We start from the raw sequence: 26873 nt of genomic DNA, 5'->3' as shown, positions 1-26873 counted from the left end.
ATAGATTGTTATAGGTTCGAAAGAAGCACAATAAATTCTTTAGCCCAAACGAAGAGCGCATCTTGTTCTGAGGCCAGATTAAGCTTCCCTTTGATGTTAGAACGGTGTTTTTCTACTGTTCTGCTTGAAATACTTAGCAGCTCTCCGATTTCTTTTGAAGCCTTGCCTTGCGCTACCAAACGCACTATAGTGCGCTCTGAAGGTGATAATAGTTTTATTTTTTGTAATTCGGGAGAAATCTCATTGTCTAAAACATCATTAAAAACCGAACTAAAATAGGGCGTACCCCTGCCTACACTTTGAATGCAATTATGTACTTCTTGAAAAGGCTCATCTTTTAAAATATAGCCCATGATATTCAATAGCTTGGCCTGATGAATGAAGCCTTTCTCTTTGTGAGAAGTAAGCATAATAAATTTAGTGTGCGTATACTTTTCTTTGTACTTTTTTATGACTTCAAGGCCAGTTAGCATGGGCATTTCCATATCTAAAAGTGCAATAGTAGGGTGTAGCGCTATAATTTGTTCTAAAGCACGTGCACCATTTACTGCGGTACCAACGACCTCGTAATTGTATTCTTTTAATTCAACCACCAAACCCTTTAATAACATAGGGTGATCGTCTGCTACGAAAATGCTAATTGCCTTATTCATTTATATGGGGATTTTCACCAAGATGGTGGTGCCTAGTTCTCTGGTACTTTGAATGGATAGTTTACCTTTTAAAATACGTATGCGTTCTGCCATGGTTTTTAATCCGAGGCTATTTTGTAATATCCCTTTGTTGGTATGAAATCCGCACCCATTATCTTTTATCAATACTTCAACAACATTTTTACGTTTAAAAATGTTTACAATCAAGGTTTTCGCATCAGCATGCTTGAGGACATTCGTTACAGACTCTTGTATGAATCGATACAAGTTTAAGGTATCTGCCTCATTAAAATTAGTATTGATGTTCTCTAATTCTACAGAGAAAAACAGGTCTGACTCTCCGTCCAAGTCAAATAAAAGTTGCTCAATACTAGCCGTTAACCCCAGCTGCTTTAATGTTGCTGGGTAGAGGTCTCTTGATATGCTCCGTACTTCCTCTAAAGCCGCGTTGGCTAAAGCAGATAGTTCTGGTTGTTCTAGATTTTGAGCTTTCTTTTTGATAAAAGTCAACTGTTGCCCAACACTATCATGAAGGTCTTTTGATACACGGGTGCGTTCATTTTCTTGAGCTTCAATTAAGGCTTCCGTAAAATGTTCTTGTAACTTAATATCTTTTCTTGCCTTTTGTCTTGATTTAAAAACTAAAACGAAACCAAATATGCCTAAGAGGCCAATACCGCCAAACCATAAGAGTTGGTTTTTTAGCTTGTTCTGAGTATCTAAAAATACAATATCTCTTGCCTGTTCTTTAATTTGATAATCACGCTTTTCAGTATCATATTGTATTTGTAATTCATTAAACCGAGCTGCCTTCTGTATGGTAAATACACTATCTTTTAATTGGTCATAGATTTTAAAATTATCTGCCGAACTTTTGTAATTTTGGAGTGCATAATCGCATTTTGACAGCAAATGATACGACCATCGTTCTTTATTGACACTTACGTTTTTTGCTAACAATGCACCTTCTAAAGCAAACGCTCTTGCCTGAGGGTAGTTATTCATTTTAATATAGGTTTCAGCAATGTCGTTACAGGTATGGGCGGTACTTCCATTTCTTTTGAGCTCTTTTTTTATTGCTAAAGCTTTGAACAAAAATTCTAATGATTCTTCATGTTTGCCCTGTGCATTTAGAGTAGAACCAGTATTGCCTAATAAAATGGCTTTTGTACCTAGAATATAGACATCATTAGAAGACAAACTATCTATTTTTAAAAGTCCCGCATTAAAGTAACGCAGTGCTTTCTCTCGATCCCCTCTCTTTTGATTTAAAGCGCCTAAACTTCGATAGCTCCCTATTAATCCTATTATATCATTGTTTTCTTCTTGTATCTTTAAGGATTGATTAAAATTAGATTCAGCCTCGCTATAATCACCAGTGAGCAAATAAACAGATCCTATTGAAGTAAAACTTTCACTAGTTGCTGTTTTGTTTTGCATTGCTTCATTAGTTCTCAAGGCAATGAAATAATGGAATAGCGCCTTTTCAAAATCTGAAATACTTTTATAAATATGACCTAATTTATAATAACATTTTGCAGCGTCTGTCTTTCTGTTTTGATTCTCAAAACCCACTAAAGCATCATTTATAAAGCTAATGGCCTGCGGAATATCCTTTGTTTGATAGTAGTAAGCCCCTAAATGGTAGTTGCCCAAGGCAATTAAATAGGGGGCATCAACTTTAGTTGCGAGTTCGTGTCCTTTTTTGAATTTAGTATAGGCACTATCATTTTCATTCTTTTTTAATAGAAGAATACCGGCATCATAATATGCTTTGGTAGCTGTAGTTTCCTTTTGTTGTTCTCTCTGAAAAAAATGTGGGGTATTAGCAAAACAGGGCTGAATTAGCAGGAATAAAAAAAGATTAGTGATTCCATAGCTTAGCAGAAATAGGTCTTTCAAGATTGTAAGTTAATTTGGTTAAAGATAATGAAAATGTTATATTTTCAAAAGTCAACCAGGCCTTATTAGCCGCAGTACTTTTGTTTACCAATAGTATATAACCATACCTCCCATGTTCACATTTATAAATTCAGTCTTAATTTTATACTGTTTTTAATTACTATTAGCATAATTACATCGTTTGGCTTGCAGTGAAAATTATACTTGGGTTATTTCGCATTTCAAGACGAAAGTAAGTTAATAAAAAATACATAATGCGTCGTTAATCGAAATTTAAGAATCAACTATCTATTTATTCTTAATATAAGCAGCTCAGCTAATAATAACAGGCCTGATATTAGGATTTCTCCTAAAAAAGACTATATTGTATATAGAAATTTTAAACTTAAAGAGATATATGAGGCAACTTAAAATCACGAAGCAAATTACCAATAGAGATACTAAATCATTAGAAAAATACTTTCAGGAAATATCAAAACTTGATTTGATTACCGCCGAAGAGGAAGTAGAATTGACCAGAAGAATTCGTGAAGGAGATCAAATTGCCCTAAACAGTTTAGTCAACGCTAACTTACGTTTTGTAGTTTCTACAGCAAAACAATATCAAGGAAGCGGTCTGCGGCTTTCCGATTTAATCAATGAAGGAAATATTGGATTGGTTAAAGCAGCCAAACGTTTTGATGAAACAAGGGGGTTTAAATTTATTTCATATGCCGTATGGTGGATTCGTCAATCTATACTGCAAGCGATATCCGAACAATCGCGAATGGTGCGCTTACCATTGAACAAGATTGGAGAAATAAGCAAAATAAAGAAAGCTACCTCTTCTTTGGAGCAAGTGTATCAAAGACCTCCAAACGCACTAGAAATTGCAGGAGAGTTAGATATGAACACTGACCAAGTGAAATTGGCACTAAAGAATTCGGGAAAGCATGTATCCATGGACGCACCTTTTGAAACAGGAGAATCTTCTAACCTATATACCGTAATACAGTCAAAAGATTCAACAAGTCCCGATGCTGAATTAATGAGAGAATCACTTAACGCAGATATGACCCAAGCATTAAAATCCCTTCCCAGCAGGGAAAGCGAAGTAATTCGCCTGTATTATGGACTTGGAGAACACAATCCTAAAAGCCTTAGTGAAATCGGGGAATTATTTGATTTAACCAGAGAAAGAGTTAGACAAATAAGGGAAAAAGCTATTAGAAGATTACGTAACAAATCGCAAAACGAAGTATTGCAAAGCTATCTATAGTCGTAAATTTTCAGTTGTAATACAGTGTGTTGTGTTATCTAAAAAAAAAGCCATCACAAAATTGTGATGGCTTTACTTTTCTCAATCATAATTTTATTCTGGCATCAAAACTGTATCCAATGCGTGAATTACACCGTTGGAGGCTGCTACATCTGCTATAACTACAGTAGCCATGCCACCTTTAGCATCTGTCAACATCACATTACCGTCTTTTAGGCTCAAATCAATACTGCCTCCTTGTACCGTTTCTACGGTAAACTTTCCGTCATTAGCATTAATCGCCTCAATTACCGCTGCTGCCTCAAATTTCCCGGCAACTACATGATACGTTAATATTCCGGTCAACGCATCTTTACTTTCAGGTGTCAACAGACTCTCTACTGTTCCCGCAGGTAATTTTGCAAAAGCATCGTTGGTTGGAGCAAATACCGTAAATGGACCAGTACCGCTCAATGTTTCAACCAAGCCAGCTGCTTGCACTGCAGCAACCAAAGTGGTGAAATTATCATTCCCAGCAGCAACAGCTACAATATTAGGAGCTACCTCCTCAACTACAGCTTCAACCGCCTCAACTGCTTCTGTCGCTTCCTCTTTTACTTCTTTTTTCTTTTCACCACAGGACACAAATAATAGGGCCGAAAATGCGAAAAGGCTTAATACTTTAATAGTTTTCATAAATATTAGGTTTTAGTTTGTGTAAATATACTGTGTATTTCATGCTGTTTATTCTTTTTAACACAAGATTAAACAAAAAAATTAAGTAGCTATTGTACTACTCCTAGTTTATGGCCAATACAATACGGGTAAATCAGCTTCTTTTAGCAATTCATTAAAGGAGGTAACATCCTTGGTTTTGATAACCTCTAACCTAGATTTTAAGATTCTCCATTGTTGTAAATAGTCTTTACTTACATCCCGCGTTCCTTGTGTAACAGGTAAATTTCCTTTTCCGATTGAATTCAAAAAGTCTTTGAACTTGATTAAAAGACGAGCTTCAAACATATAATTACTTTGATACGTGCGCATTTCTTTTTGTAAAATTTTTGCTATCCAACCATCGATACTTTCGTTTAGTACAAATCCTTTACTATTAATGGAATCATCTTCTGAAACCTCTAAAATAAAATCTAATTGTTGTTTAATTTTCCGAAGATCTCGTACGCCTTTTGCCATTGCTGTAGCTCCTTCATAAATAGATTTCGATAGTGCATCTCGCTCCGCATAAGCCGAAGCCACATTTTCAATACTATTCGAAATTCGTGAATCTATCTTAATATCAAAGTCTTGGGTTTGTGTAAATTCCCCAATCTTCAACCGTGCTTTATAATTACCGGGAGCGGCGTTATACGCCGATAAATCTCGGTTTGTAGTGTACAATTCGGTCAGACAATCAAAACGACCCACTTTCATATTCCAAGCATACCGATGCGTACCTTTGGTTTTCCTCAATTGTTGCTTTAGTATGCTATCACATCCCACTATCGCCATGTTGCTAAATTCAGAATGAACTACCTCTCCAGAACTGTTCATTATTTCTAAGGAAATTGGCGTGTTCTCTGAAATTTCTTTATTGAGTACGTAGTTAATCTGAACCCCTTGAGGCGGATTCTTCCCAAACCCCCCATCAATACTATAAGCAACCGATAGCTCTGTTTGTACATCATTGGGCTTGTATAGGTAGTACTCCGCTTTTGCTATAGCATCCGATATTTGATGTAATGGAGTAAGGTCATCTAATATCCATAATGCCCTACCCTGAGTAGCAACAACTAAATCTTTTCGTTTTATCCTTAAATCGGTAATAGGTACCTCTGGTAAATTATTTTGTAACGGATGCCATTGTGTACCATCATTAAAAGAAACAAATACGCCTGTTTCGGTACCTGCATATAACAGCCCTTTTCGATCTGGATCTTCTCTTACAGTTCTTGCAAAAGTATCTCCAGGGATACCGTTCACAATTTTTGTCCAAGTGACACCATAATCGCTTGTTTTAAAAATATAGGGCGTAAAGTCGTTCATTTTAAACCCCATAACCGCTATATATGCCGTTGCCGAATCGTGTGGCGAAGGTTCTACCACATTAATGATACTTTCTTTGAGTCCTTTTGGTGTAACATTAGACCATGTTATTCCGCCATCTTGGGTAAGATGAACTAGGCCATCATCTGAACCAACCCAGATGACTCCCTCTTTTAAAGGAGACTCTTCAATATTAAACAGATTGTTATAGCTCTCAGCGGTGATTTGCTCATTACTAACGGGTTCTCCGCCTTTTCCTTGGTGTGCTTTGTCGTTCCGTGTTAAATCCTCGCTAATTTCTTCCCATGTGGTACCCCTATCCGTAGACTTCATCACATATTGCGAACCATAATAAATTACGTGGGGGTTATGGGGAGAAACAATTACGGGTCCGTTCCAATTGGCTCGGTATTTTAAATTCTTAGGTTGTTCTCCAGTAACCCTAGTTGGATATGGCATTACCATACGTGTATTATCAATATCGCGGTCCCATTCCACAAAATTACTGGCAAAGTAGGTGGAATAAACAAATCTAGGATTATCAGGGTCTACAGCTACGGTGGAAGATTCCCCTGCTCTCATGACATCCCAATGCATTTCTCCTATACCATTATCGACCACACGGCTATCAATGGCAATAGTGCTATTGTCTTGTTGGCCGGAGTAAATTCGGTATGGATGTCCGTTATCTGTCAGTAGTCTATAAAACTGGCCTGTGGGTTGGTTGTACATGGTAGACCATGTTTCGCCGCCATTAAAGGTAACAGATCCACCGCCATCATTGGCATTAACCATAATATCACTATTCTTGGGATTAATCCATAAATCATGATGGTCTACGTGGCTCCCTTTTATTCCTGTAAAGGTTTTTCCTCCATCTATAGATTTCATGGCAAAACTATTCATGACCCAAACTTCATCTTCGTCATTAGGGTCAGCTATAATGTGCATATAGTACCAAGAGCGCGCATAGGTAGTTGCGTCGTTGGTCATTTGCTTAAAGCTCTCCCCAGCATCTTCTGAGCGATAGACGCCTGCTTTGTCTCCTAACGCATCAATAGCGATATAAACGATATTGGGATTCGCAGGTGAAATATCAACGCCCATTTTACCCTTTAATTCAGGTAGGCCTTTATTAATTTCCTTCCAATTCTTACCACCATCCGTAGTCTTGTATATTTTACTGCCCGGACCGCCACTGTGCACGACCCAAGGTTTACGCCAGAACTCCCAAGTGGCAACCATCATAAAATCGGGATTATTTGGATCAACCGTCATATCCACAATTCCAGAATCCTGATTTACATAAAGGATTTTCTCCCAAGTCACGCCTCCATCTTCTGAAAGATAGACACCACGTTCCTCATTAGGCCCCCATGGATTGCCTTGGGCCGCAACATAGACTTTATCTGGATTATTTGGATGCACATACACATCACTTATATGCCTAGTTTCCTTTAGCCCCATATGGGTCCACGTTTTACCAGCATCAGTGGATTTATAAAGTCCGTCTCCATGAGAAGTCTTTACTCCACGAACGGGCGACTCTCCCGTACCCACATAAATAATATTAGGATTTGAAGGTGCAGGGGTAATATCTCCGATACCAGTGGTATTAAAAAAGCCATCGGAAATATTTTTCCAGGTTGTACCTCCATCTGTTGTTTTCCAAACGCCCCCGCCTGTAGCTCCCATATAATAAGTAAATATATCGTTAGGCACCCCAGAAACTGTTGTAGACCTTCCACCGCGAAAAGGTCCTATCATACGATACTCCATAGATTCGTATAGGCTTTCTGTAATTGGATGGTCTGCGCTATTCTTGTTTCGTTGTGCATACAAACTAGAAGAGATGAAGAGTATCAGCAGTAAGGTGTGTAGTCTTGTTTTCATTGGATGGTTTGTGTAGTTACTTTAGGACTAAAAAGATACTATAATTTTAGGAATACTTCAACAACGTTTATCAGAAATCAATCTGTATCCTCTTAAAAATGGCATACGGACTATCCTGCGTGTTTTATCCTGAGTATAGCTTCAAATAACAACTTATATGAACTACAGCATGTGTATAAAACTTCACTACTGGTTCTTTTCTTTAGTTACCACACATTAAAATTCTTAACCCATTCTATTACAAAAAATTACAAATCCCTTAGAAATATAAATTTTATACATCAAACAAACTTAAAGAAATAGATTAAAAACCCTATAATGTTATTTGTTCCGTATTCCCTATTTGTAGTAAATGCATATAAGTTTTGTATTTTCGAAAACCAAACAAAGCATGTTAACCTAATTAAATCTTCATCAATGAAAAATCTACTACAAATTGTGGTTTCTACGCTCCTCTTTTTTATTACACTGGAAAGCACTAGCCAAGAGCAACCGAATATTGTATTGATATTTCCTGATAATTTGGGTATTGGAGAAGTAAGTGCCTATGGTAGTGCAAGGGGTATTACGACTCCGAATATTGACCGAATTGGTACCGAAGGTATTCGGTTGAACAACTTTAATGTCGAATATTCCTGTGTGGTGTCCAGAATTGCAATTCTTACCGGAAGATATGCCGTACGTGCAGGCGCTGGTGCAGCGGGTAATGGTATGACCCTATATGAAGAGACAATGGCCGAGCGTTTGAAAACAGCCGGCTATTCCACTGCTTTATTTGGAAAATGGCATGTTGGTGGACCTGATTGGGAAGGAAAACGAGAACCCACTCACCAAGGTTTTGATGAATGGTGGGGTATACCAGGAACCAGTACCACTGCTCAAAACACTATGTTTGATGGGTTTGACCCTAAGCTTTATGAAACAACCTATATCTGGGAAGGAGAAAAAGGGCAACCCTCCAAAAAAGTAAAACCTTATAATTTAGATACACGGCGAACGATTGACAGGGAAGCTGCTCAAAAAGGGATTGATTTCATGAAGCGAAATACCAAGGACAAGAATCCGTTCTTTTTATATTACCCCATGACTCAAGTACATTTTCCGACGCTTACACATCCAGATAAAGTAGGGTCTACCGGCGCTGGAGATATAGCCGATGCTATGGCCGATGTAGATCATAACGTGGGGCTTATATTGGCAGAAATAAAACGATTAGGAATTGAAGAAAATACATTGGTAATTTGGTGTACCGATAATGGTGCAGAGATGAGAAGGCCATGGCGCGGCGCGGCAGGACCATGGCGAGGCTATTATAATTCTGCTATGGAGGGTGGAATACGTACCCCTTTTGTTGCCATGTGGCCTGGAAAAATAAAACCAGGACAGATATCCAACGAACTAATGCATGAGGTCGATATTTTTCCTACGATTACAACAGCTGCAGGTGTACCCGACCCTATTCCAACAGATCGTGCATTTGACGGAATTGATCAACTGGACTTCCTGAAAGGAAACCAAAATACCTCCAACAGAGAAAGCGCTATTTTTTTAGCGAGGCAAGGCTATGCGATGGCCATCAAATGGGAAAATTGGAAACTTTGGTATTACTACAGCACGGAAGAACCAGACCCGAATCCAGATAATTTAGTCCGATTATTTGATTTGAACGTTGATCCAAGAGAGGAATTTGATATGAAGGATTTTTATCCATGGGTAATTCCGGTAATGGATAGTATCATTGCAGATTATGAAGCTTCTCTCATCAAATACCCAAGAATTTCGGGTAAGGCATCTGACCCCTATATCCCGCCTACCTTAGGTTCTGGAGAATCAGTTCAGGTCTATGCAAGGTCTGATAGGGAAACGCTCCAAAAACGCTCCAAGGCACTTGAAAATCCAAATTTTTCCGGCGCATGGTCTACCAAAGAAATAATTTCTACACCACCTAGAAGAGGGATAAAACCTGAACGAATGCCAACCCTTGGCAGCGGCTGGGGAGCTGAAATTTCAATCCTACATCAACCAGACAACTTAGAAGTGGAACGTGTGGTATTTGTGCCAAGAGAAAAACAGTCTCCCGTCCGATATAGGTTTGAGTTGAATGGCGTAATAACTGAAAATGAAATCAATATTGGTCGCTCGTGGCCAGCACCGAAGTCTACCACTTTATGGGATGGAAATCGTTTGGTGATTTCAACTATTTACTCATTTATAAGCCCCACAAACGGACAATTGGCCAATAGTGAGCTAACGCAAACCCTCTGGTTACAACCTGCTACAATTTCGCCATGGGAGCCAACTTTGGTAGTTGAGACCACAAGACATGCCATATTGAATGGGAAGCCATCCACCAATAGAACGGTATACTATAAAGGGTTTCGTTGAATGTACAAGTAGTTTTAGTAGTGTTAGATAGAAAAATATTATAAATAATAGTGCGTAGTATATAGTCTTTGAAGTAGCGTATGCCAATCTAAAATGTATAAACGCGTGCGTTTAGAATACAGAACACTACTATCAATAAGGTTAATCTTGATCTGCAGCAGTAGCTTGAAGACGTGGGGTTAAAAAAAGAGAAACAAAGATTTACAAAATCGTGACCCTAACTTTTTTCTTTTTTAAGCGTGAATTATTTAGTTTCTCTACCAGCTCTTTTGCTATTTTAAGAGGTACGGCAACAAAAGCACAATCCTGTTTAAGTTCAATAATACCCAATTGGTCTTTGTTGATACCACCTTGTTTAAGGAACAAACCAGCGATATCACCTTTAGAAATTTTATCCTTTCTCCCTCCTGAAATAAAAAGGGTTTCCCAAATTGGAGCTTTGTAAGGTGATTTTTTAGAGATGTCTATGGGTGTATCTTTTTTTATAAAATCGGGCAAGCGTTCCGTGTCACCCTGTAGTACATAGGCTGTTCCTTTTTCATTCACTCTTGCAGTTCTTCCGTTTCTGTGGGTAAACTCCACTACTGCTCTAGGGAGCTCGTAATGAATGATATATTTCATTTCTGGGATATCGATTCCCCTTGCTGCCAAATCCGTCGCAATGAGTACTTGACAGGTACCGTTTCTAAATTTAATTAAAGAACGTTCGCGGTCTTTTTGCTCCATCCCACCCGAAAAGCAGCAATAATTAACGCCATTTTTATCCAGAACGGCACTTACTTTTTCAATACTATCCTTGAAGTTGCAAAATATAATACCAGGTTCATTACCAATATAAAGCAGCAGATTAACCAAGATTTGTCCTTTATCCTTATCTGGAGAAAGCACTGTTTTAATGGTAAGCTGAGAGGTCTTTTTTGTAGTTAAATAATTGATAATGTTAGGCGTTTCCAAGCCTACAAAGTTTGGAATTTTAACCCCCTGTGTAGCAGATGTTAGAATACGTTTATCTAACTGGGTCAATTCACCTATGATAGCGTTCATCTCTACCTCAAAACCTGTTTCGAGGGATTTATCAAACTCATCCAAAACTAGAGTTTTAATGCTATTTTTAGAGAACCGGTCTGCATCAAAGTGGTCCAGAATTCTTCCTGGTGTTCCAATTAAAATTGCCGGAGTATGTTTTAGTTCTATTTTGTCTTTGGACATTGGTCTGCCGCCATATACCGCATTAACCTTAAAACCCGAGCCCATGGTCCGAATTACCTGTTCAATCTGTATGGCCAATTCGCGAGAAGGCACTAAAATAAGCGCTTGTACTTCTGTAGATGTCGCATCCAAGCTTTCAACAAGCGGCAGTAGAAAAGCTAAGGTTTTACCGGTACCTGTTGGCGAAAGCAAAACCGTGTTGACCGATTTTCCAATTACGCTAATAGCTTCCACTTGCATTGGGTTCAATGCACTTATTTTTAATTTTTCTAAAATATCCAATTGGTTGCGGATAGTATTGGCCATAGGTGTTTTTATTTCTAGTTAAAGCTTAAATCTAAATTTCAAGAAGTGCTAGACAGTTGTTGATTCTGAAACTATTTAGTTGATTGTGCCCCGTCGCCATTATTCTCCTATTGTACTTTACTTTTTTTTACTCCTCGCAACTAAGGAAGATACTCTTTACTGTAATACTTCTTACTTTCTGACTTTTTACTCCTTGTCTTTTAGAGGCGTTTCAACATTTGTATTCAAAGCACCTTGCTGTCCTATATGCTCCGACAGCACCTTTTCCATCAATTCTTCTTTCGTTAAGTGATGAAATATGGTTCTAATTTTTTCTTTTGTGTCAGCAGAAATAGTACGGTTTGGTTTGGTTTTAAATATTTTTTTAGCCCACAATACCAAATTGGTTTCTTCCCTATTCTCATCATCTTGCTTTTTAACTTCATGGAAAACAAGACCCAGTTCTTTTTCGAATTCAGGAATATCTACGCGTTCTTCTTTCTGTATGATGCTTAAAGAAAGTCCTGTTGCTCCTGCCCTAGCCGTTCTACCGCTTCTATGTACATAGGCTTCGTATGTATCAGGTAAATGGTAGTTGACCACAAAGGAAGTCTCTTTTACATCAATACCACGGGCTGCTAAATCGGTCGCTACCAGAATATCGATAAAGCCTTCTCGGTATTGGCCCATAATGCGGTCGCGGATTCCCTGACTCAGGCTTCCATGAATAGCACCGGAAGAAAACTTGTTGATGGCTAATTTTTTTGCCAGTTTATTTACAGCTGCTTTTGTTTTGCAGAAAATAATACCGCGATCCCCTTCTTTGGAGTTTAAGAAATGTAGCAATACCTCCAACTTTTCAATGGGTTCTACGACCACATACTTATGGTCTATGCCCTGATGTCCCATTTGTGCCATATCCGCTTCTAGATGTACCACATGTTTGGACATATAATTCTGTACCAATTGTTTTACTGTTCCTGGCATGGTAGCGGTAAACAATAAAGTCCTTCTAGATTTGGGGATTTCGGTAGCTAAGGTATCCAAGTCTTTTTGAAGGGCGCTTACCATTTCATCTGCCTCGTCCAAAACCAAATACTTTATTTTTTTGATGCTAATAGCCTCACGTTTTACTAAATCTATTAATCGACCGGGGGTTGCTACGATAATATGTGTAGCTTCCTTCAAGCGTTCTATTTGTGGCTTTATAGGAATACCACCACAAACAGAAGCAATGGATATGGCCGGATTATAAATAGCGAAAGAGATTAAATTCGAATAAATCTGCTGTCCCAATTCTCTCGTAGGAGCCAAAACTAAAGCCTGTACCTCGTTATTTTTGGTGTCGATTAGTTGTAACAGCGGTAAGCCAAAAGCGGCGGTCTTTCCCGTTCCCGTCTTTGCCAATGCAACGACATCCTCCTTTTTCTGTAATAGTATAGGAATGGTTTTTTCTTGAATATCCGTTGGAACGGAAATATTCAAATCGGCAAGACTTTGAAGCAACTGCTGGTTAATTCCTAAATCGGAAAACGATTTTGACATAAGATAAATTTAGAACAAAGATAGTCAGATGAAACTCCACAAAGGTACCTGCGAATGCCCTTATATTTTTATAGCAGCATCTCTTCCGAAACTTAGTTAAACTAGCATAACTAATGTCAGGAATAAAAACCAAGTAGTTCCGTCTTTGTCCAAATTATAAAATACAGTATAGGCAAAGTCCCCCTGTTGAGAAAAACTATTAATAATAAGCAACCAATAACCTAATAAAGTTAAGCCTCTTGAAGTGTCCGTTTAGACTTTCTGTATAAATATTTTGAATAGATGGTCCGTTTGGCAAAACGGTTTAGTTTAGGGGAGTTGACCATCTTAATATAAATAGGTTTAGTAACTCCAAAATACTCGTATGTTGTACCGTCTAAAAATGTGATTTCCAATACTAGTCCATCGTGAATATAATCTGATATTCCAGAATTAGTAATGGTTTCTGTATAGGCATCAAGGTTTGCTTCAATCGTTTCCGGAGCTATGCTGACCAAAAAGTGATATCCGTCAATTATAGCACGACTTTGCAACTCTGCTTCTTCTTGTTTTGCATCTCCCTCTTGGAATTTATCTGGGTGCCATTCCTTTACCAAATTGCGATATGTTGTTTTGAGTGTCTTAAGGTCGATTTCCTTATCGATACCAAATAATTTCTTATACTGACCAATACGTTTCATAGCGTTTTTTTACAAGGCGCAAAATTACGCCTTTAATACTAGAGAAGTACTAACTATAGGCATTATGTTATCGTTAAGCGCAAAGCGACACGTAATACATCTTTTGAAGTGAAATTTGAATACAAAAAAACCCCATCGTCACCGATGGGGTTTTGCTAAACTTTAAAGTATATGTATTAGATAACTTTTACGTTCACTGCGTTTAATCCTTTGTTTCCTTCTTGAAGATCGAATTCAACTTCATCGCCTTCGCGAATTTCGTCTACTAATCCTGAAATGTGCACAAAGTGATCCTTTTCAACTCCTTCTTCAGTGATGAATCCAAAACCTTTTGTGTCGTTGAAAAATTTTACTGTTCCTTTACTCATTGTAATGTAATTAAATTTATAATACTATTTAGTTGGTAAAGATGATACCATTTTTTTGACTTACAATATTTTAATTCATTTTTTTTAATTTATTATCCGTTTTCACCCAAATAATTCCTCGAGAATCACAAAATATAGCAACTATATCTCAAGAGACAAACTACTCAACGATTTTATATCACCCTATAAAGAGGCTATACTTATAAAGTTAACCAAAGAGAATGAGCTAAAACAGTGGGTTCAATAACAACATAGACACAGGTGTATACTGTAAATCATAGGGTACGAACTGCACTTACATTTAAATATTTCTTACGCGAAGAAATATTTTTGATTTCTTCGCATAAGAAATACAATATAATTTACAAAATATACCAAAAAACACATAAAGAGCCATGGCACCCTTGAATTATGGTGTCGGGTATGTGGTAAAACCTAATCTATTAAGATATAAACCAAGGATAAGGCCTACTAAACCTGCCGTAATTTAAGGTCCAATTATGAATAGTCAGAATTCTTTTTGCTTAAAAGCGAGGTTCTAATAAAAGTTTCTACCAAGCACTTTTTAAACCATAACGTTTTAGATTGATACGTACTTTAGTAGGTAAGGGTTATTTACGCTTAAACAACACCGGTTTTAAACAGCGACTTCTTACGGCAAAACCGTCTTAATTCCCTCATGATACTGAGGAAAGGAAACTAGATTATTATGACCTCCATCATCTACAGTGAAAAATATTTTACGCTCGTGTGGAATGGTATCATATAGCTTGTTCCCAGATTCATAAGGCACAACGGAATCGCTGGTACCATGAAAAATGGTGATGGGACAAGATACCATCTGCATGTATTCAAAAGAAGGAAAGGTATATTTTAAGAATAAGGTGACAGGGAATATAGGAAACATACTTTTAGCCACATCTAACAAATTGTAAAAAGGCGTTTCCAGTATCAATTGTTTGGGATTATTCGCAGCTGCTAATTGAGTAGCGATGCCCGTTCCTAACGATCTGCCGTAAAGCGAAAGCTTACGTTCATCATAATGCTTCAAGGTGTAGTTGTAAAACAATTGGGCATCATCGAACAAGGCCTCTGGACTCAATTTTCCTGTGCTTTTACCATAAGTTCGATAATCCATAATAACAACATCGTACTGTTTTTTAACAAAGTAAAGTGCTATTTCTCCCCAACGGGATAAATCACCAGCATTTCCATGAAAATATAGGATTACTCCTTTAGGTTCAGAATTTTTAAAATGTAATCCATTTAAAACAGCACCATCTTCTGTTTTTAAATTGAATTCTTGGTGCGGTAACTCAAACGAGTACATGTAATCTTGCGGTAACTGAGATGGAAGGAAAATGAGTTTCTCCTGAAAGAAATAGCGCATAAGCGTACTTAGAATATAAAAACCCAAAAGAAATTTAGCTAACTTTTTAAGTCTTCGCATGTTTCTTTTGTGAGCTGTGTTTTACATGGATGCTAGACCCTTCCAAATTTATTGCTTTTGGGCGGGAAGTAATGATTTCACGTAACATTTTGTGATAGGCCTCAAAGGTATTCAAATCTTTATGTCCGCCGCCGATAACCGTATGTAAAGTGGTCGTTTTTGGTCGTATACGAGATCATTTTGTACTTGTAGTGTAGGGAATCAGCGTATCATCCGTACCGTGAATAATATGTATGGGGCAGTTGACGTATTTGAGCCATTTGTAGGTTGGCATGGGAAACTTTATCAATAACGGTAAAGGCATAAATGGTAAGTATCGCTTTGTAATTTTGCTTAAGCTGTAATACGGAGCATCCAGCACCAACATCCATAGGATTATTCATCGAGGCTAATTTGGCAGCAAAACCAGAACCAAGAGATCTCCCATAAAGGATAATGTATTTCTCATCGACCATCTTCCTTAATTTGTTATATACTACCTGTAAATCACGCTTTATGGCTTTTTGCGTTCGCCTGCCCATACTTTTACCAAAACCACGGTAATCTACCATAACCACATCATAACCGTGGCGTGTAAAGTCTACCGCAAACTTGCCCCACCCTTTAATACTTTTAGAATTCCTTTTAAATAAAAGACGACCCCTTTAGGATTTTTAGCCTTAAACCGGAGTCCGTTTATCACGGCTAAGTCCCTAGTCTCCATATTATATTCTTCTATCTCTTGGTGTTCGTAGTAAAACTGAAAATCTTTGTGAAGTTTCTCTGGCTTAAACATGAGGTAATCCTGTAAAAAATACACCAGGATATTCAATCCTAAATAGCGTATCAAAATTACGGTGAGAATGTATGTCCAGTTTACTAAAAAAAAGCGTTGGTTTAAAGTACGAAAATTAACTGTAACCGCTCTTTTTAGCAGCCTAGAACTAAGCTGAAGATTAGGTTACTGATTTAAGTAAGACGAAACAGGCAACACGTAAAAACGAAAAAGACATAATAAAAGAACCATAAGCTGCGTCCTCACAACCAATTTTTCTTTTTAAAGTAGACCATCATCCCTATGAAAAGTACAATCATAACGCCCCAAACATAGTAGTATCCATTTTCTGTATGCAACTCGGGCATGTGATCAAAATTCATTCCATAAATACCAGCAATAAAGGTCAAGGGAATAAATATCGATGCCATAATCGTTAATACTTTCATGACCTCGTTCATTTTATTACTCATATTGCTCATATACATTTCCATAAGGCTCATCGACATTTCCCTATATATCTGTAGGCTTTCGTTAATTTCTAAGGTATGGTCCATAGCATCTCTGAGAAACAATTTCGTATCCTTGGTGATGAGCGGGCTTTCGGAATCTATAAGCCGACTTATCAATTCTTTGACCGGAAAAATCCATCTACGAATTTTTAATATTTCCTTTTTTAATTCCTGAATATTCTGGGCCACAATTGGTTTTGGGTGGTTGTAGACCTCATCTTCCAAGATTTCAATTCTTTGATTTATATGTTCCAATACCAGAAAATAGTTGTCGATAATCGCATCTAAAAGGGCAAAGAATAAATAGTCCGCCCCCCTACTCCTGATTCTTCCGGCCTTTGCCTGTAATCGGTTTCGAACCCCCTCAAACACATCGTCTTCTACCTCTTGAAACGCCAATACGGTATTTTCCATAAGTACTAAGGCTACGTGTTCGCCTACAATTTCATCGTTAGCGTTGAGGTATAACATACGGAAGACTCCGAAAATATAGTCTTCGTACTCGTCTATTTTAGGTCTTTGCTCGGTGTTTATTGCGTCTTCCAAGACTAAGGAGTTTAGACCAAATTTAGTGCCCAATGCTTCTATAAAATGCTCATCGTTAATTCCTATTACATTTATCCAAGCAGTTTTATCCGATGCTTTTATATCCAATATTCGGGCTATGTCTGTCGTCTCTTCTTTTTCAAAAATATCGATATCATATAGTGTAATGTATACCTTACTAGCTATTTTATCTTTTGTACCCAGATAGTTAACAGTTCCTGGCGCTTTGCCCATTTTAGCAGAAACCCTTGATACGTGTTTCTTTTTCTTTGGGAATCCTATTTTTCTTTTTTTTCGCATAGGGGCATTTTTTGGTTTAAAGATCTTAAAACCGAATAGCTAGGCTAATCAAAAGTAAGCTTGTTTAATAGTAATCCCGACCCTGGTGCTACGGTGGTGAGTACTATATTGGTGTTTGGCGTAAGCGACTCTTTAATAGTGTCTAAGGATAATTCTCCCTTGCCTACTTGAAACAAAGCCCCCATCATCATTCGTATTTGATACCGCATAAAACCCGTTCCTTTTACAGTGAAAGCGTAACTCTCTTCAGGAAAAAAATTAGCCTTTAGCAATGTATTTTGTGCAATTTCGCAATTTGTTATTGTACGTATCACTTTGGTATTGGGCTGTAATTTAGCCGTGTAAGAAGAGAAATTATGCGTTCCCAAAAATAGTGCTGCAGCCTCTTGCATTAAGGCGATATCTAGATGCGTTATAATATTGGTTAAGAAGGGCGCGCAAAAAGGATGGTTTTTTGTTCCATAAGAAAACAGGTAGACATATTCCTTACTTTTACTTTGCTGGATAATATTGAAGTCCGATGTTGTTGGTGTAATTTTCGTCACTTTAATATCTGAAGGTAAATTCGTGTTGAATAGATCGATAAAGCTTGTGAGCTCTGGAAGTTCCTTTTCCATAACAAAAAGCTCAAAAGCCCCGTCCAAGGAAGATACCTTAGCATCCGTTCTGCCTGCTCCAAGTATTTTAAAAGCAATTTCTGGTAGTATGAATTTTAAGGTTTTTGTCAGCATACGTTCAATAGTTAGTTGTCCGGGTTGCTTTTGCCATCCACTAAACCTGAAGCCTAAATATTGTAATCGTACGATATAATAAAAGCGTTTCTTTTGCATAAAAACAACTAACACAACAGGTACAATTAATTGAATATGAAACAATTACCTATCATATATTCTAAATCTACTTGTCTTTTTTGTACTTTAAGACTACTAATTTAAACCAATTAATCATGACAACCACAACAAACATAAAACCACCTGCCTGGTTTTGGATGGTAAGTGCTTTAGGCCTTGGATGGAATATCAAAGGTGCGATTGCTTATCTAGGACAGGCATACATGCCTATAGCGACCTTAGAACAAATGTCTCAGGAGGAACGGTAATTGTTATAATCGCAACCTGTTTGGGTAATGGCTGCATTTGCAATTGCAGTTTGGGGAGGAACCCCTGGATGCTTATTATTACTATTTCAAAAAAATTAGCAAAACCTGTATTACGTGTATCCTTGGTTGGAATTTTAATACAAACGAGTCACTCTTTTTTTATGAGCGATGCTTTTGATATACACGGCGCTGCTGGTCTGGTTATGCTAATTATGGTAGTATTGATTGGTGTTCTATTACTATTTTTCGCAGGAAAGGCAATTTCCGAAGCATGGTTGGAATAGCATTACCTTATGTATAAAACAGAATTCCATTCTTTTTTATACATTTTACGCTAATTAAGACCGTTCATCGATTTTATTGAAATAAAGAAGCGTTAAAGACGTTTATGTCACATTATATGGTTTCCCATATCTCCCTAAACCAGCACTTAGAATGAAATTTTTTTATGGCGTTTTACCTTGGAAATGGACACTTTTTTTGTCTGTTTTTGTTTTATTATTTGTAGATATATTTAGTTTTTATGGACTGTATACGAATAAGTTCTATCTGTTCAAAATAGATAACTTTATTGTTCCAGTGCTATCTATTGTTCATTTTGTTTTCCTGTATGTCTTATGGTTTAAAATTAGGGAAAAAGAACTTAGTGATCCTCCAATGCGTAATTTAGAATATTCATTATATATAATCGGTATCGTATATGCCTATAAGTTCTTTGATACACTAATTATCCTTTTGAGCTATAGTGAATATGAAAACTATTTAATGCCAGATACTTTTATTCCATTGGGACTAGGAATACTTTTTCTCTATTTATTACTCTTATTACTAACAGTTACCACCATAGCTAAGAGAAAACAACTGGTTGGCACGTATCATTTTGATGATATGAACCAACATGTGGATAATTGGGGAGAGTAAATTGGGTACACAAACAACCACACCCAAGCTTCAACGGTTTTACAAGCACTAAATCAAAGGCTAAACTAGTGTAAAAAAAAACGCTATTACTTAGCCCTCATTTCTGGCTTCGTAACAGCGTTCGTATTGGTTACTTAAAATGCTTAAGTACTGTACTACAAGTCATTTATAAAACTTCCATAAACATCTTTAAATTGATATCCGTCTTCAAATCTGTTTTTATTCAGTTTTTTATAGGATACCAGACCCCATAATACCAGTTCCTTCAAAAAATACACATCTTCCTTAGGGAACTCTGGTTGGTGTTTTTCAACCAGTTCGTTCAGTGCAGGAATACTATCCAACGTACGTTTATATTCTTCATCTGTAAAATCATCTAGTAGTTCAAAACCTTCGCCTTGAAAAAACCAATGTAGTAGCTCATCATAAGGTGTTTCGGCATCTTTACGCTCTAGCTTGTTTATTTCTGGAAAATACTCAGGAAATAGGGATTTTACCGCATCATCTATCAAGATACCTGCAACCCCGTCCGCGCCTTCTTGTTCACCTTCATATACTAACTCTATTTTTCCGGTTATCGCAGGAATTACACCTAGGAAATCGCTTAAACGCACCATGGTTTTATCTGCACCGGTTAACAAAGCCCTTCGCTCTGCAGTACTCAACAGGTTTTGAAATGCGGTAATACTTGTTCTCGCACTTACACCACTTTTAGCATCTACATACTCGCTGTCACGTGCCTCAAAACTGATTTGCTCCAGTAAATCCTTCGCCAAATCTGGAACGTAAACCGAATCTGTTTGTCTCCCATCCAAATTAGATTCCTGCTCGGTTATCTTCCGTGCCGTTTCTATATCTTCTGGGTAGTGCGTTAATATTTGAGAACCAATCCTATCCTTCAAAGGTGTAACAATACTACCTCTGTTGGTATAATCTTCTGGATTTGCTGTAAAGACGAATTGAATATCTAAGGGTAAACGTAGTTTGAATCCTCGTATCTGAATATCACCCTCTTCTAATATATTAAAAAGTGCTACCTGGATTCGAGCCTGTAAATCGGGCAATTCGTTAATAACGAAAATACATCTGTTTGCTCGTGGTATCATACCAAAGTGAATAACACGATCATCCGCGTAGGAAAGTCTTAAATTAGCTGCTTTTATAGGGTCTACATCTCCTATTAAATCTGCCACTGTTACGTCTGGTGTTGCTAATTTTTCATAAAACCTATCGTTTTTATGCATCCAAGAGATGGGGGTATCGTCACCTTTATCATTAATCAGTTCCATTGCGAAACGAGACATGGGCTTCAATGGGTCATCATTAATTTCCGAGCCTTCTACTACAGGAATCCACTCATCCAATAACTCCACCATCAAACGAGCTAAACGAGTTTTTGCTTGACCACGAAGTCCCAATAAGTTGATATTATGACGAGAAAGAATAGCGCGTTCCAATTCTGGAATAACAGAGTTTTCATAACCCCAAACCCCTTCAAAACTCTCTTTTCCTGTGCTTAACCGCTCCCTTAGGTTATCACGTAATTCGTCTTTAATACTTTTACTACGGTAACCGGCCATTTTTAACTGACCTAAATTTTTAATTTCTGTATGTTTCAATTTCAATTTTTTTGTTGATGCTATATGTTTAACTTTTTTCTACTTCAATTTTTTCCTTCTATTCGACTCATAATCCTCAAAAATCATTTCTCCTAGTCCTTTTAGTCCGGTAAAGAAAGCTTTCCCTTTGTTTGCTTCGGTAAACTCACGGATAAATTGCATCAAATACGGGTCTTGAGCAATCATAAATGTAGTAATAGGAATGTGTAATTTTCGTGCTTGCCGAGCCATATTGTAGCATTTTTCCACAATAAAATCATCGAGTCCAGCACTATTTTTATAATAGGTTCCATCGGGAAGTCGCAAGCAACTTGGCTTTCCGTCAGTAATCATAAAAATCTGTTTGTTTGTATTCCGTTTTCTGCGTAGCATATCCATTGCCAATTGTAATCCTGCTACTGTGTTGGTATGGTAGGGACCAACTTTCAAATAAGGTAAATCTTTGATAGGAATGGGCCATGCATCGTTTCCGAAGACCAAAATATCCAAGGTATCTTTTGGGTAACGTGTCGTTATTAATTCGGAAAGCGCCATTGCCACTTTCTTAGCAGGTGTTATCCGGTCTTCTCCGTAAAGAATCATACTATGGCTAATGTCGATCATTAAAATCGTGCTCATTTGCGCCTTGTATTGGGTGTCTTCCACCACTAAATCTTCTTCTGTCAGTTGAAAACTACCAATACCGTGGTTTACTTGTGCATTTTTAAGGCTCTCGGTCATAGAAATATGTTCCAGTCCGTCACCATAGCGGTATTCCCTAAAATCGCCTGTATGCTCGTCTCCTTGTCCCGATTTGCCTGTTTTATGATTTCCAGCACCACTGCGTTTGAGCTTACCAAAAATCTGGTCTAGGGCGCGTTGCCGGATAATCCGTTCCATTTTCGCAGTTATGGAGACATTACCACCAGGTCCTTCACCTTCTTCTCCGTCATCGCCTTTACCTCCACCATCTTCAAACTCTTCCTGAATGTAGCCTTTGGCCTTTAAATCTTCTATAAAATCATCTATAGTATAATTCTCATCCGTTAACTCATACTCCTTATCCAATTCGCGCAGCCAATCAATAGCCTCATCAAAATCGCCCGACGTATGGGTTATCAGTTCTTGAAAAATATCAAAAAGTTTATCAAATGGAGTGATTTCCGATGCTTCATAGGGAACAAATCGGAATCCTTTTCTTGTATTCATAGCCATGCTATAAATTTAAGACTTTTCGTTTGGATGCGTTGCGTATTTAGGAAATGTTAACGTTGTTGTTTAAGGTTGTTTCTAGACTCTTTTCAAAACATATAGGTATCAGCTAGAATTCGTTGTTCATAAATTGGGTAGTACACCGAATAATAAAATGGAGCTTCAATATTTTGTTACACTCTTGCGTTTCCTAATATAAGGTATCCAAATAATTCAAGACTACCTACTGTAATACACAAATCGCTTTTTCGACTTTCCTTTTTGTTTGTAGCCCTTGTTTTTTTAATGCATGTACAGAAGATCAATTAATCGTATTGGCAGAGGCTGACAGCATGGATGCAACCGATCAAATGGCATTCGAATTTTAAACGGCGGAGATAGAAGGTTCAACAACAGAAATTCCAACGGAAGAAATAACATGTACCGATACCTCAAGTTTTGTATTCAACGAAAAGGATGGTCTTTTGCTGGTAGAACTTGAGAAAGCTAAATTTACAGAAGATTGGAGGCTAGAAACTGATAGTGAAAGTCATTCTAGTTCTGGCTATATGGTGTGGGTCACAAAGTCTAGGAAATACAAGAAACCACACTGCAATCTACCAGCTAAAAATTAAAACGCTGGCACATTTCAGTTTCTTTGGCATTCTTCGGTAACCATCGGCGATAATGTCACAGCGCATAACAATACTTGGTTACGCTTTAACGATGCTAGTGATTTTTATGGTCAAAACAGGACTGGAACAAGTACAGTATACTCTAAGAATACTGGTAAAACTCCAAACCGAGAAGGAGCGAGCAAAGACGGTTGGTTTAAAATATACAGGAGCGGAAATAATCTTGACTTTAAATGGTAGGCGTCCACATATGACAACAATGCGCATGATGTCTTTGTTGTTTTGATAATCCAGGTACCTTCCTCATGGAAATATCCGTACAATCTTCCGGACATGGAATCGATAAATTTCTGCTATTTAATTCAACAGTCAACAAAGAAGATGCTATCGCTAGTGAAACTTTTAGTGTTATTTCTTGTAATTAATTGAATTTAAACTGTTTGCTGTTCGTCCATAACTAGGGATATAGTAAAATCTCTATTTCTTAGGGACAGTTTATCCTTATATATGCTATAGCAGTGCTACAATTCTCGTAATTTGGTACAGCAATGCCAAAAGAACACCTCAAACATCAAGTAACAGGCTTTCTAAATACGCCGCCTATTTGGATAAATTCCCAATTTGGGATGAAACAATTCGATTTTCCACAGGTGGATATAACCACTTTCTCCCCTACTCCATTTCCACAAAAACTACGCTTGGGCCATCAGATGGAACACGTTTTTAAGCAGGTACTAGACCATTGTCCACAATATGATGTACTGCTGCACAATCTGGCCATACGGCAAGGGAAACAGACCATTGGTGAAATAGATTTTATACTTAGGAAAACAGAGACCCAACAACTTATTCATGTAGAACTGACCTATAAGTTTTACATCATTAATCCCGATATATCCGAACCCATACACCAACTTATGGGGCCAAACAGAAGGGATATGTTCTTTACTAAAATGGAAAAGATAGAGAACGCTCAATTTCCCCTGCTACATGTACCCGAGGGAGTTAGCGCATTAGAAACCTTGGAAATAGACCACACACAAATAGAACACCAAGTATGCTATAAAGCACAACTTTTTGAACCCTACGACAGCAAAATTAAGCACCTAAGACCATTAAACCCCAATTGTATTATTGGGTATTGGTTGCGAATGGCCGACTTCCAAACCAGTGCTTTTAAACCTTACACATTCTACATTCCTTATAAATCTCAATGGGTAATACAACCGCATGAAAATGTAGCATGGACTTCCCATTATGAAACGATGCTCGATATAAATATGCGCCTACTCAAACAAAATGCTCCCATGGTTTGGGTAAAAAAATCCGAAACCGAGTATGAAAAGTTTTTTGTGGTGTGGTGGTGAAGGGAGGTATGAAATAAGCATGTGAAAATAAAAAAATTGCACTGGCGTATTTTTTTATCTCTATATGCCACTTTCCGTAATCACCTAGTTATATTTAGTATCTTCTACATAATCAATGCCAACTAGCGCAAGTAGCCTATGCTAAATTGATTTTAGTATCACGCCTGTGTTAGCATGAGTAATCTAGGATAAAAAAATAAATGAGTAGAAAACATAAATTCGCTAAACCTAATTTCTGGATGACCAGTGACCATCTGAATAAGAACCAATATTATTGAGTTGCTCATTTGTTGAAACGTACAACCAAAAAAAAGTAAGCATCTATTTGCCCATTCTTGAATGATATTGTGCCCAACCTACAATCATTGGTACAATCTTTTTAAATGTAAAGTAGTAGGATTATGAATATAGGAGAAACAATCGCTATAGAATTTAACGATTTTTCGAAAAACTACACCAAGGATATGATTGGCTGTGTACCTCATTATTTGTCGCTAATTTCAAGTTTTACCAAGCACTTTCCTGATAATTTTAAGCCTACATCAATTCTTGATCTTGGCTGCGGTAATGGAAATGTTACTGCCCAACTTATTCCCTGTTTCCCAAAAGCAAAATTCACGCTGGTAGATGCATCTGCCGATATGATAAACCTATGTCGCAGTCAGTTCAAAAACTATGATGTGGTATATGCCAATACCTACTTCAAAAATTTTTTGTTTAAGGAAGGTAGTTATGATTTAATTGTTGCCGGATTTAGCCTCCATCATTGTGATGAAAACGAAAAACAAGCGCTTTTTAAGAATATTTATATTTCCTTGAAAAAAGGGGGAATGTTTTCTTGTAGCGATTTAATGATAAGTAAAACGAATCCTAATCATGCTCTGCTATTACACCAATGGAAAGAATTTGTGAACAACAACTTTCCAGATGAGAAAAAATGGACTTGGTTAATGGAACATTACGAAGCTTTTGACAAACCAACGGACTATACGAATCAGATAGTATGGTTAAAAAATGCTGGCTTTAATTTGATTCAAATTCCTTTCAGAAAAGCGTATTGGATGTACCTACAAACAGTAAAATAATCTTAGTCAATACCTTCCACCTTTAGCGCACCAAAAAAAACTAAAAGTCTTTAATCAGTAGGCTATGTAAATATAGAATTTAGTTTCGATATGCGCTCAATACGTAATGTTGTGTTGCGTTGCGTTGGGTTTTAATATAAAGAGGTGATTTTAACTTTGTAAACCATCTGCACTAAAGAGCCTGTAACAGAGAGTTACGTTTATTCGTCTTCTTTGAAATCATACCAACAGTAAATCTCAGAAACAACATTACAAACTAAAGATACATGAAAAACGATTTTTTTAATTTTTGCAACTACTTTAAGGTAACTATTTCATTATGTAATCGTTAATTTATATCCTTCGAGTACATAGAGTGGCGGACTTATGTGTATTCCTGCCTTAGCTGTAACAATAGCACTAAAATTGAAGGGGTGTTCTATTTCTTCCCCACATTGGAATATGGAATATGGGAAATTGGAAATATATCCGATTGTCTTATTTAATTCCTGGATTATGTGTCGTAACCCCTTATTTATTAATCTGGCTTTTTGGATTTAACAGTTTAGCTACTAAAGAAATGATTCTAGATTGGGCTAAAAAACTCGGGGTAGTCGGAATTGGAACCTTAAATATGATATTTGTAGTAATAATGGCTGTTATCATCTTAGGAACTACGAGCGTTATAAGGTCAATGGCAACTACTTTAACAGAAGAAATCGGATGGTGAGGGCTTTTTATTTATGAATTAAGAAAAATTCTTTCTTTTTCGGAGTTTGCATTTTTAGTAATATGGTTCTGGCAGCTTGGAATGTGCGAATAATATTGGCTTATCGAGGAAATATAATCTTAGAATTGAAAACCTTTTTTGTTGTTATTATATCCATGTCATGTATTCTGACATATTTCACGTTTAAGTCTAAACGCTTATGGCCAGCAGTACTCTTTCACGCAGTAAATAATATGTATTCATAAAATATTTCCGCCATTAATAACAGAATTTGAGGAAAAGAATATTGGCTTGCCGAATATGGAATTATGTTTGCAACCGTGACTCTTGTCTTTGGGGTTTACTATTGTAGAAAAGCAATTAAAGAAGGGGTATAACTAAAACGATACTGTGCCTAACAGGCCCTATAAATAAATATGGGCTTAGGGCTTAATCCAATAGTTTATGTATTTTTATCAAGCCGTGAAATCTTTGGATTTTTGCCACATAAAAAAAGTTACATCAAT

The 26873-nt window shown here is 37.2% G+C and carries 25 protein-coding genes; 10 read left to right on the top strand and 15 right to left on the bottom strand.

The features are described from left to right. Window positions 1-8 precede the first annotated feature (8 nt). Together Q360_RS0104170 and Q360_RS0104165 are read right to left on the bottom strand one after the other, a co-directional pair. Entirely contained in the window at window positions 9-653 is a 645-nt protein-coding gene (locus Q360_RS0104170) for a response regulator (protein WP_027075973.1), read from the bottom strand. After that, window positions 654-2555 carry a tetratricopeptide repeat-containing sensor histidine kinase gene (locus Q360_RS0104165; protein WP_027075972.1) on the bottom strand — a complete coding sequence of 634 codons (1902 nt, stop codon included), beginning with the start codon at window positions 2553-2555 and terminating at the stop codon, window positions 654-656. A 397-nt stretch (window positions 2556-2952) separates the two neighbouring features. On the opposite strand from Q360_RS0104165, the gene Q360_RS0104160 reads away from it, so the two are divergent. After that, window positions 2953-3813: a sigma-70 family RNA polymerase sigma factor gene (locus Q360_RS0104160; RefSeq protein WP_027075971.1), complete on the top strand. Its 861-nt coding sequence runs from the start codon at window positions 2953-2955 to the stop codon at window positions 3811-3813. A 93-nt stretch (window positions 3814-3906) separates the two neighbouring features. On the opposite strand, the gene Q360_RS0104155 is transcribed toward Q360_RS0104160, so the two are convergent. Both Q360_RS0104155 and Q360_RS0104150 read right to left on the bottom strand, forming a co-directional pair. Further along, window positions 3907-4488, bottom strand: a complete 582-nt coding sequence (locus Q360_RS0104155) for a fasciclin domain-containing protein (protein ID WP_027075970.1) — start codon at window positions 4486-4488, stop codon at window positions 3907-3909. 108 nt (window positions 4489-4596) lie between these two features. Beyond that, window positions 4597-7728: a WD40/YVTN/BNR-like repeat-containing protein gene (locus Q360_RS0104150; protein WP_027075969.1), complete on the bottom strand. Its 3132-nt coding sequence runs from the start codon at window positions 7726-7728 to the stop codon at window positions 4597-4599. A gap of 417 nt (window positions 7729-8145) precedes the next feature. Here Q360_RS0104150 and Q360_RS24405 point away from each other — a divergent pair, with 417 nt between their 5' ends. Beyond that, window positions 8146-10113 (top strand): sulfatase-like hydrolase/transferase, encoded by a 1968-nt coding sequence (locus Q360_RS24405; protein WP_169734625.1) that lies wholly within the window; start codon window positions 8146-8148, stop codon window positions 10111-10113. Between the two features lie 201 nt (window positions 10114-10314). Here the strand turns inward: Q360_RS24405 and Q360_RS0104140 are convergent, their stop codons facing one another. From Q360_RS0104140 to Q360_RS0104100, 9 genes are all read right to left on the bottom strand, one after another. Continuing rightward, the gene (locus Q360_RS0104140) at window positions 10315-11628 is read right to left on the bottom strand and encodes a DEAD/DEAH box helicase (protein ID WP_027075968.1); all 1314 of its coding nucleotides are present in this window, start codon (window positions 11626-11628) and stop codon (window positions 10315-10317) included. A gap of 186 nt (window positions 11629-11814) precedes the next feature. Then, complete coding sequence (locus Q360_RS0104135; RefSeq protein ID WP_027075967.1) at window positions 11815-13152, bottom strand: DEAD/DEAH box helicase; 1338 nt, start codon at window positions 13150-13152, stop codon at window positions 11815-11817. 230 nt (window positions 13153-13382) lie between these two features. Continuing rightward, window positions 13383-13832 (bottom strand): KTSC domain-containing protein, encoded by a 450-nt coding sequence (locus Q360_RS0104130; RefSeq protein ID WP_027075966.1) that lies wholly within the window; start codon window positions 13830-13832, stop codon window positions 13383-13385. A 176-nt stretch (window positions 13833-14008) separates the two neighbouring features. Further along, window positions 14009-14200: a cold-shock protein gene (locus Q360_RS0104125; protein ID WP_027075965.1), complete on the bottom strand. Its 192-nt coding sequence runs from the start codon at window positions 14198-14200 to the stop codon at window positions 14009-14011. A 652-nt stretch (window positions 14201-14852) separates the two neighbouring features. After that, the gene (locus Q360_RS0104120) at window positions 14853-15650 is read right to left on the bottom strand and encodes an alpha/beta hydrolase (protein WP_027075964.1); all 798 of its coding nucleotides are present in this window, start codon (window positions 15648-15650) and stop codon (window positions 14853-14855) included. Window positions 15651-15859: 209 nt separating this feature from the next. Continuing rightward, window positions 15860-16201 (bottom strand): serine aminopeptidase domain-containing protein, encoded by a 342-nt coding sequence (locus Q360_RS26480; protein ID WP_027075963.1) that lies wholly within the window; start codon window positions 16199-16201, stop codon window positions 15860-15862. 29 nt (window positions 16202-16230) lie between these two features. Beyond that, on the bottom strand, window positions 16231-16479 hold the full coding sequence (locus Q360_RS26475) for a hypothetical protein (protein ID WP_245603185.1): 249 nt from the start codon (window positions 16477-16479) through the stop codon (window positions 16231-16233). A 188-nt stretch (window positions 16480-16667) separates the two neighbouring features. Beyond that, a complete protein-coding gene (gene corA / locus Q360_RS0104105) occupies window positions 16668-17762 on the bottom strand; it encodes a magnesium/cobalt transporter CorA (RefSeq protein ID WP_036195020.1) in 1095 nt (364 codons plus the stop codon). Between the two features lie 44 nt (window positions 17763-17806). Further along, entirely contained in the window at window positions 17807-18592 is a 786-nt protein-coding gene (locus Q360_RS0104100) for a tRNA pseudouridine synthase A (RefSeq protein ID WP_027075960.1), read from the bottom strand. A 116-nt stretch (window positions 18593-18708) separates the two neighbouring features. On the opposite strand from Q360_RS0104100, the gene Q360_RS26470 reads away from it, so the two are divergent. The 3 genes from Q360_RS26470 (at window position 18709) to Q360_RS0104090 (ending at window position 19782) form a co-directional block, all read left to right on the top strand. Continuing rightward, a complete protein-coding gene (locus tag Q360_RS26470) occupies window positions 18709-18861 on the top strand; it encodes a hypothetical protein (protein ID WP_245603184.1) in 153 nt (50 codons plus the stop codon). Between the two features lie 68 nt (window positions 18862-18929). Further along, entirely contained in the window at window positions 18930-19145 is a 216-nt protein-coding gene (locus Q360_RS26465) for a hypothetical protein (protein ID WP_245603183.1), read from the top strand. 151 nt (window positions 19146-19296) lie between these two features. Beyond that, window positions 19297-19782, top strand: a complete 486-nt coding sequence (locus Q360_RS0104090; protein WP_027075959.1) for a hypothetical protein — start codon at window positions 19297-19299, stop codon at window positions 19780-19782. A gap of 155 nt (window positions 19783-19937) precedes the next feature. On the opposite strand, the gene Q360_RS0104085 is transcribed toward Q360_RS0104090, so the two are convergent. Both Q360_RS0104085 and Q360_RS0104080 read right to left on the bottom strand, forming a co-directional pair. After that, window positions 19938-21362, bottom strand: coding sequence for an AAA family ATPase (locus Q360_RS0104085; RefSeq protein WP_051554575.1), 1425 nt, complete (start codon window positions 21360-21362; stop codon window positions 19938-19940). A gap of 78 nt (window positions 21363-21440) precedes the next feature. Then, window positions 21441-22595, bottom strand: a complete 1155-nt coding sequence (locus tag Q360_RS0104080) for a vWA domain-containing protein (RefSeq protein WP_027075957.1) — start codon at window positions 22593-22595, stop codon at window positions 21441-21443. A 663-nt stretch (window positions 22596-23258) separates the two neighbouring features. Here Q360_RS0104080 and Q360_RS0104075 point away from each other — a divergent pair. The 5 genes from Q360_RS0104075 (at window position 23259) to Q360_RS27340 (ending at window position 26612) form a co-directional block, all read left to right on the top strand. Next, window positions 23259-23492: a hypothetical protein gene (locus Q360_RS0104075; RefSeq protein ID WP_027075956.1), complete on the top strand. Its 234-nt coding sequence runs from the start codon at window positions 23259-23261 to the stop codon at window positions 23490-23492. Window positions 23493-23754: 262 nt separating this feature from the next. Then, on the top strand, window positions 23755-24573 hold the full coding sequence (locus Q360_RS0104070; RefSeq protein ID WP_027075955.1) for a DUF1853 family protein: 819 nt from the start codon (window positions 23755-23757) through the stop codon (window positions 24571-24573). Window positions 24574-24974: 401 nt separating this feature from the next. Further along, a complete protein-coding gene (locus Q360_RS0104065; protein ID WP_027075954.1) occupies window positions 24975-25658 on the top strand; it encodes a class I SAM-dependent methyltransferase in 684 nt (227 codons plus the stop codon). 559 nt (window positions 25659-26217) lie between these two features. Next, window positions 26218-26367 carry a hypothetical protein gene (locus tag Q360_RS26270; protein ID WP_211251567.1) on the top strand — a complete coding sequence of 50 codons (150 nt, stop codon included), beginning with the start codon at window positions 26218-26220 and terminating at the stop codon, window positions 26365-26367. Between the two features lie 17 nt (window positions 26368-26384). Next, entirely contained in the window at window positions 26385-26612 is a 228-nt protein-coding gene (locus Q360_RS27340) for a CPBP family glutamic-type intramembrane protease (protein ID WP_394331936.1), read from the top strand. The last annotated feature ends 261 nt before the right edge of the window (window positions 26613-26873 follow it).

The sequence above is a fragment of the Maribacter antarcticus DSM 21422 genome, assembly GCF_000621125.1.
Lineage (GTDB): Bacteria > Bacteroidota > Bacteroidia > Flavobacteriales > Flavobacteriaceae > Maribacter > Maribacter antarcticus.
Note: the sequence above shows the minus strand (reverse complement) of the source record. Positions and strands in the feature narration are given on the sequence as shown.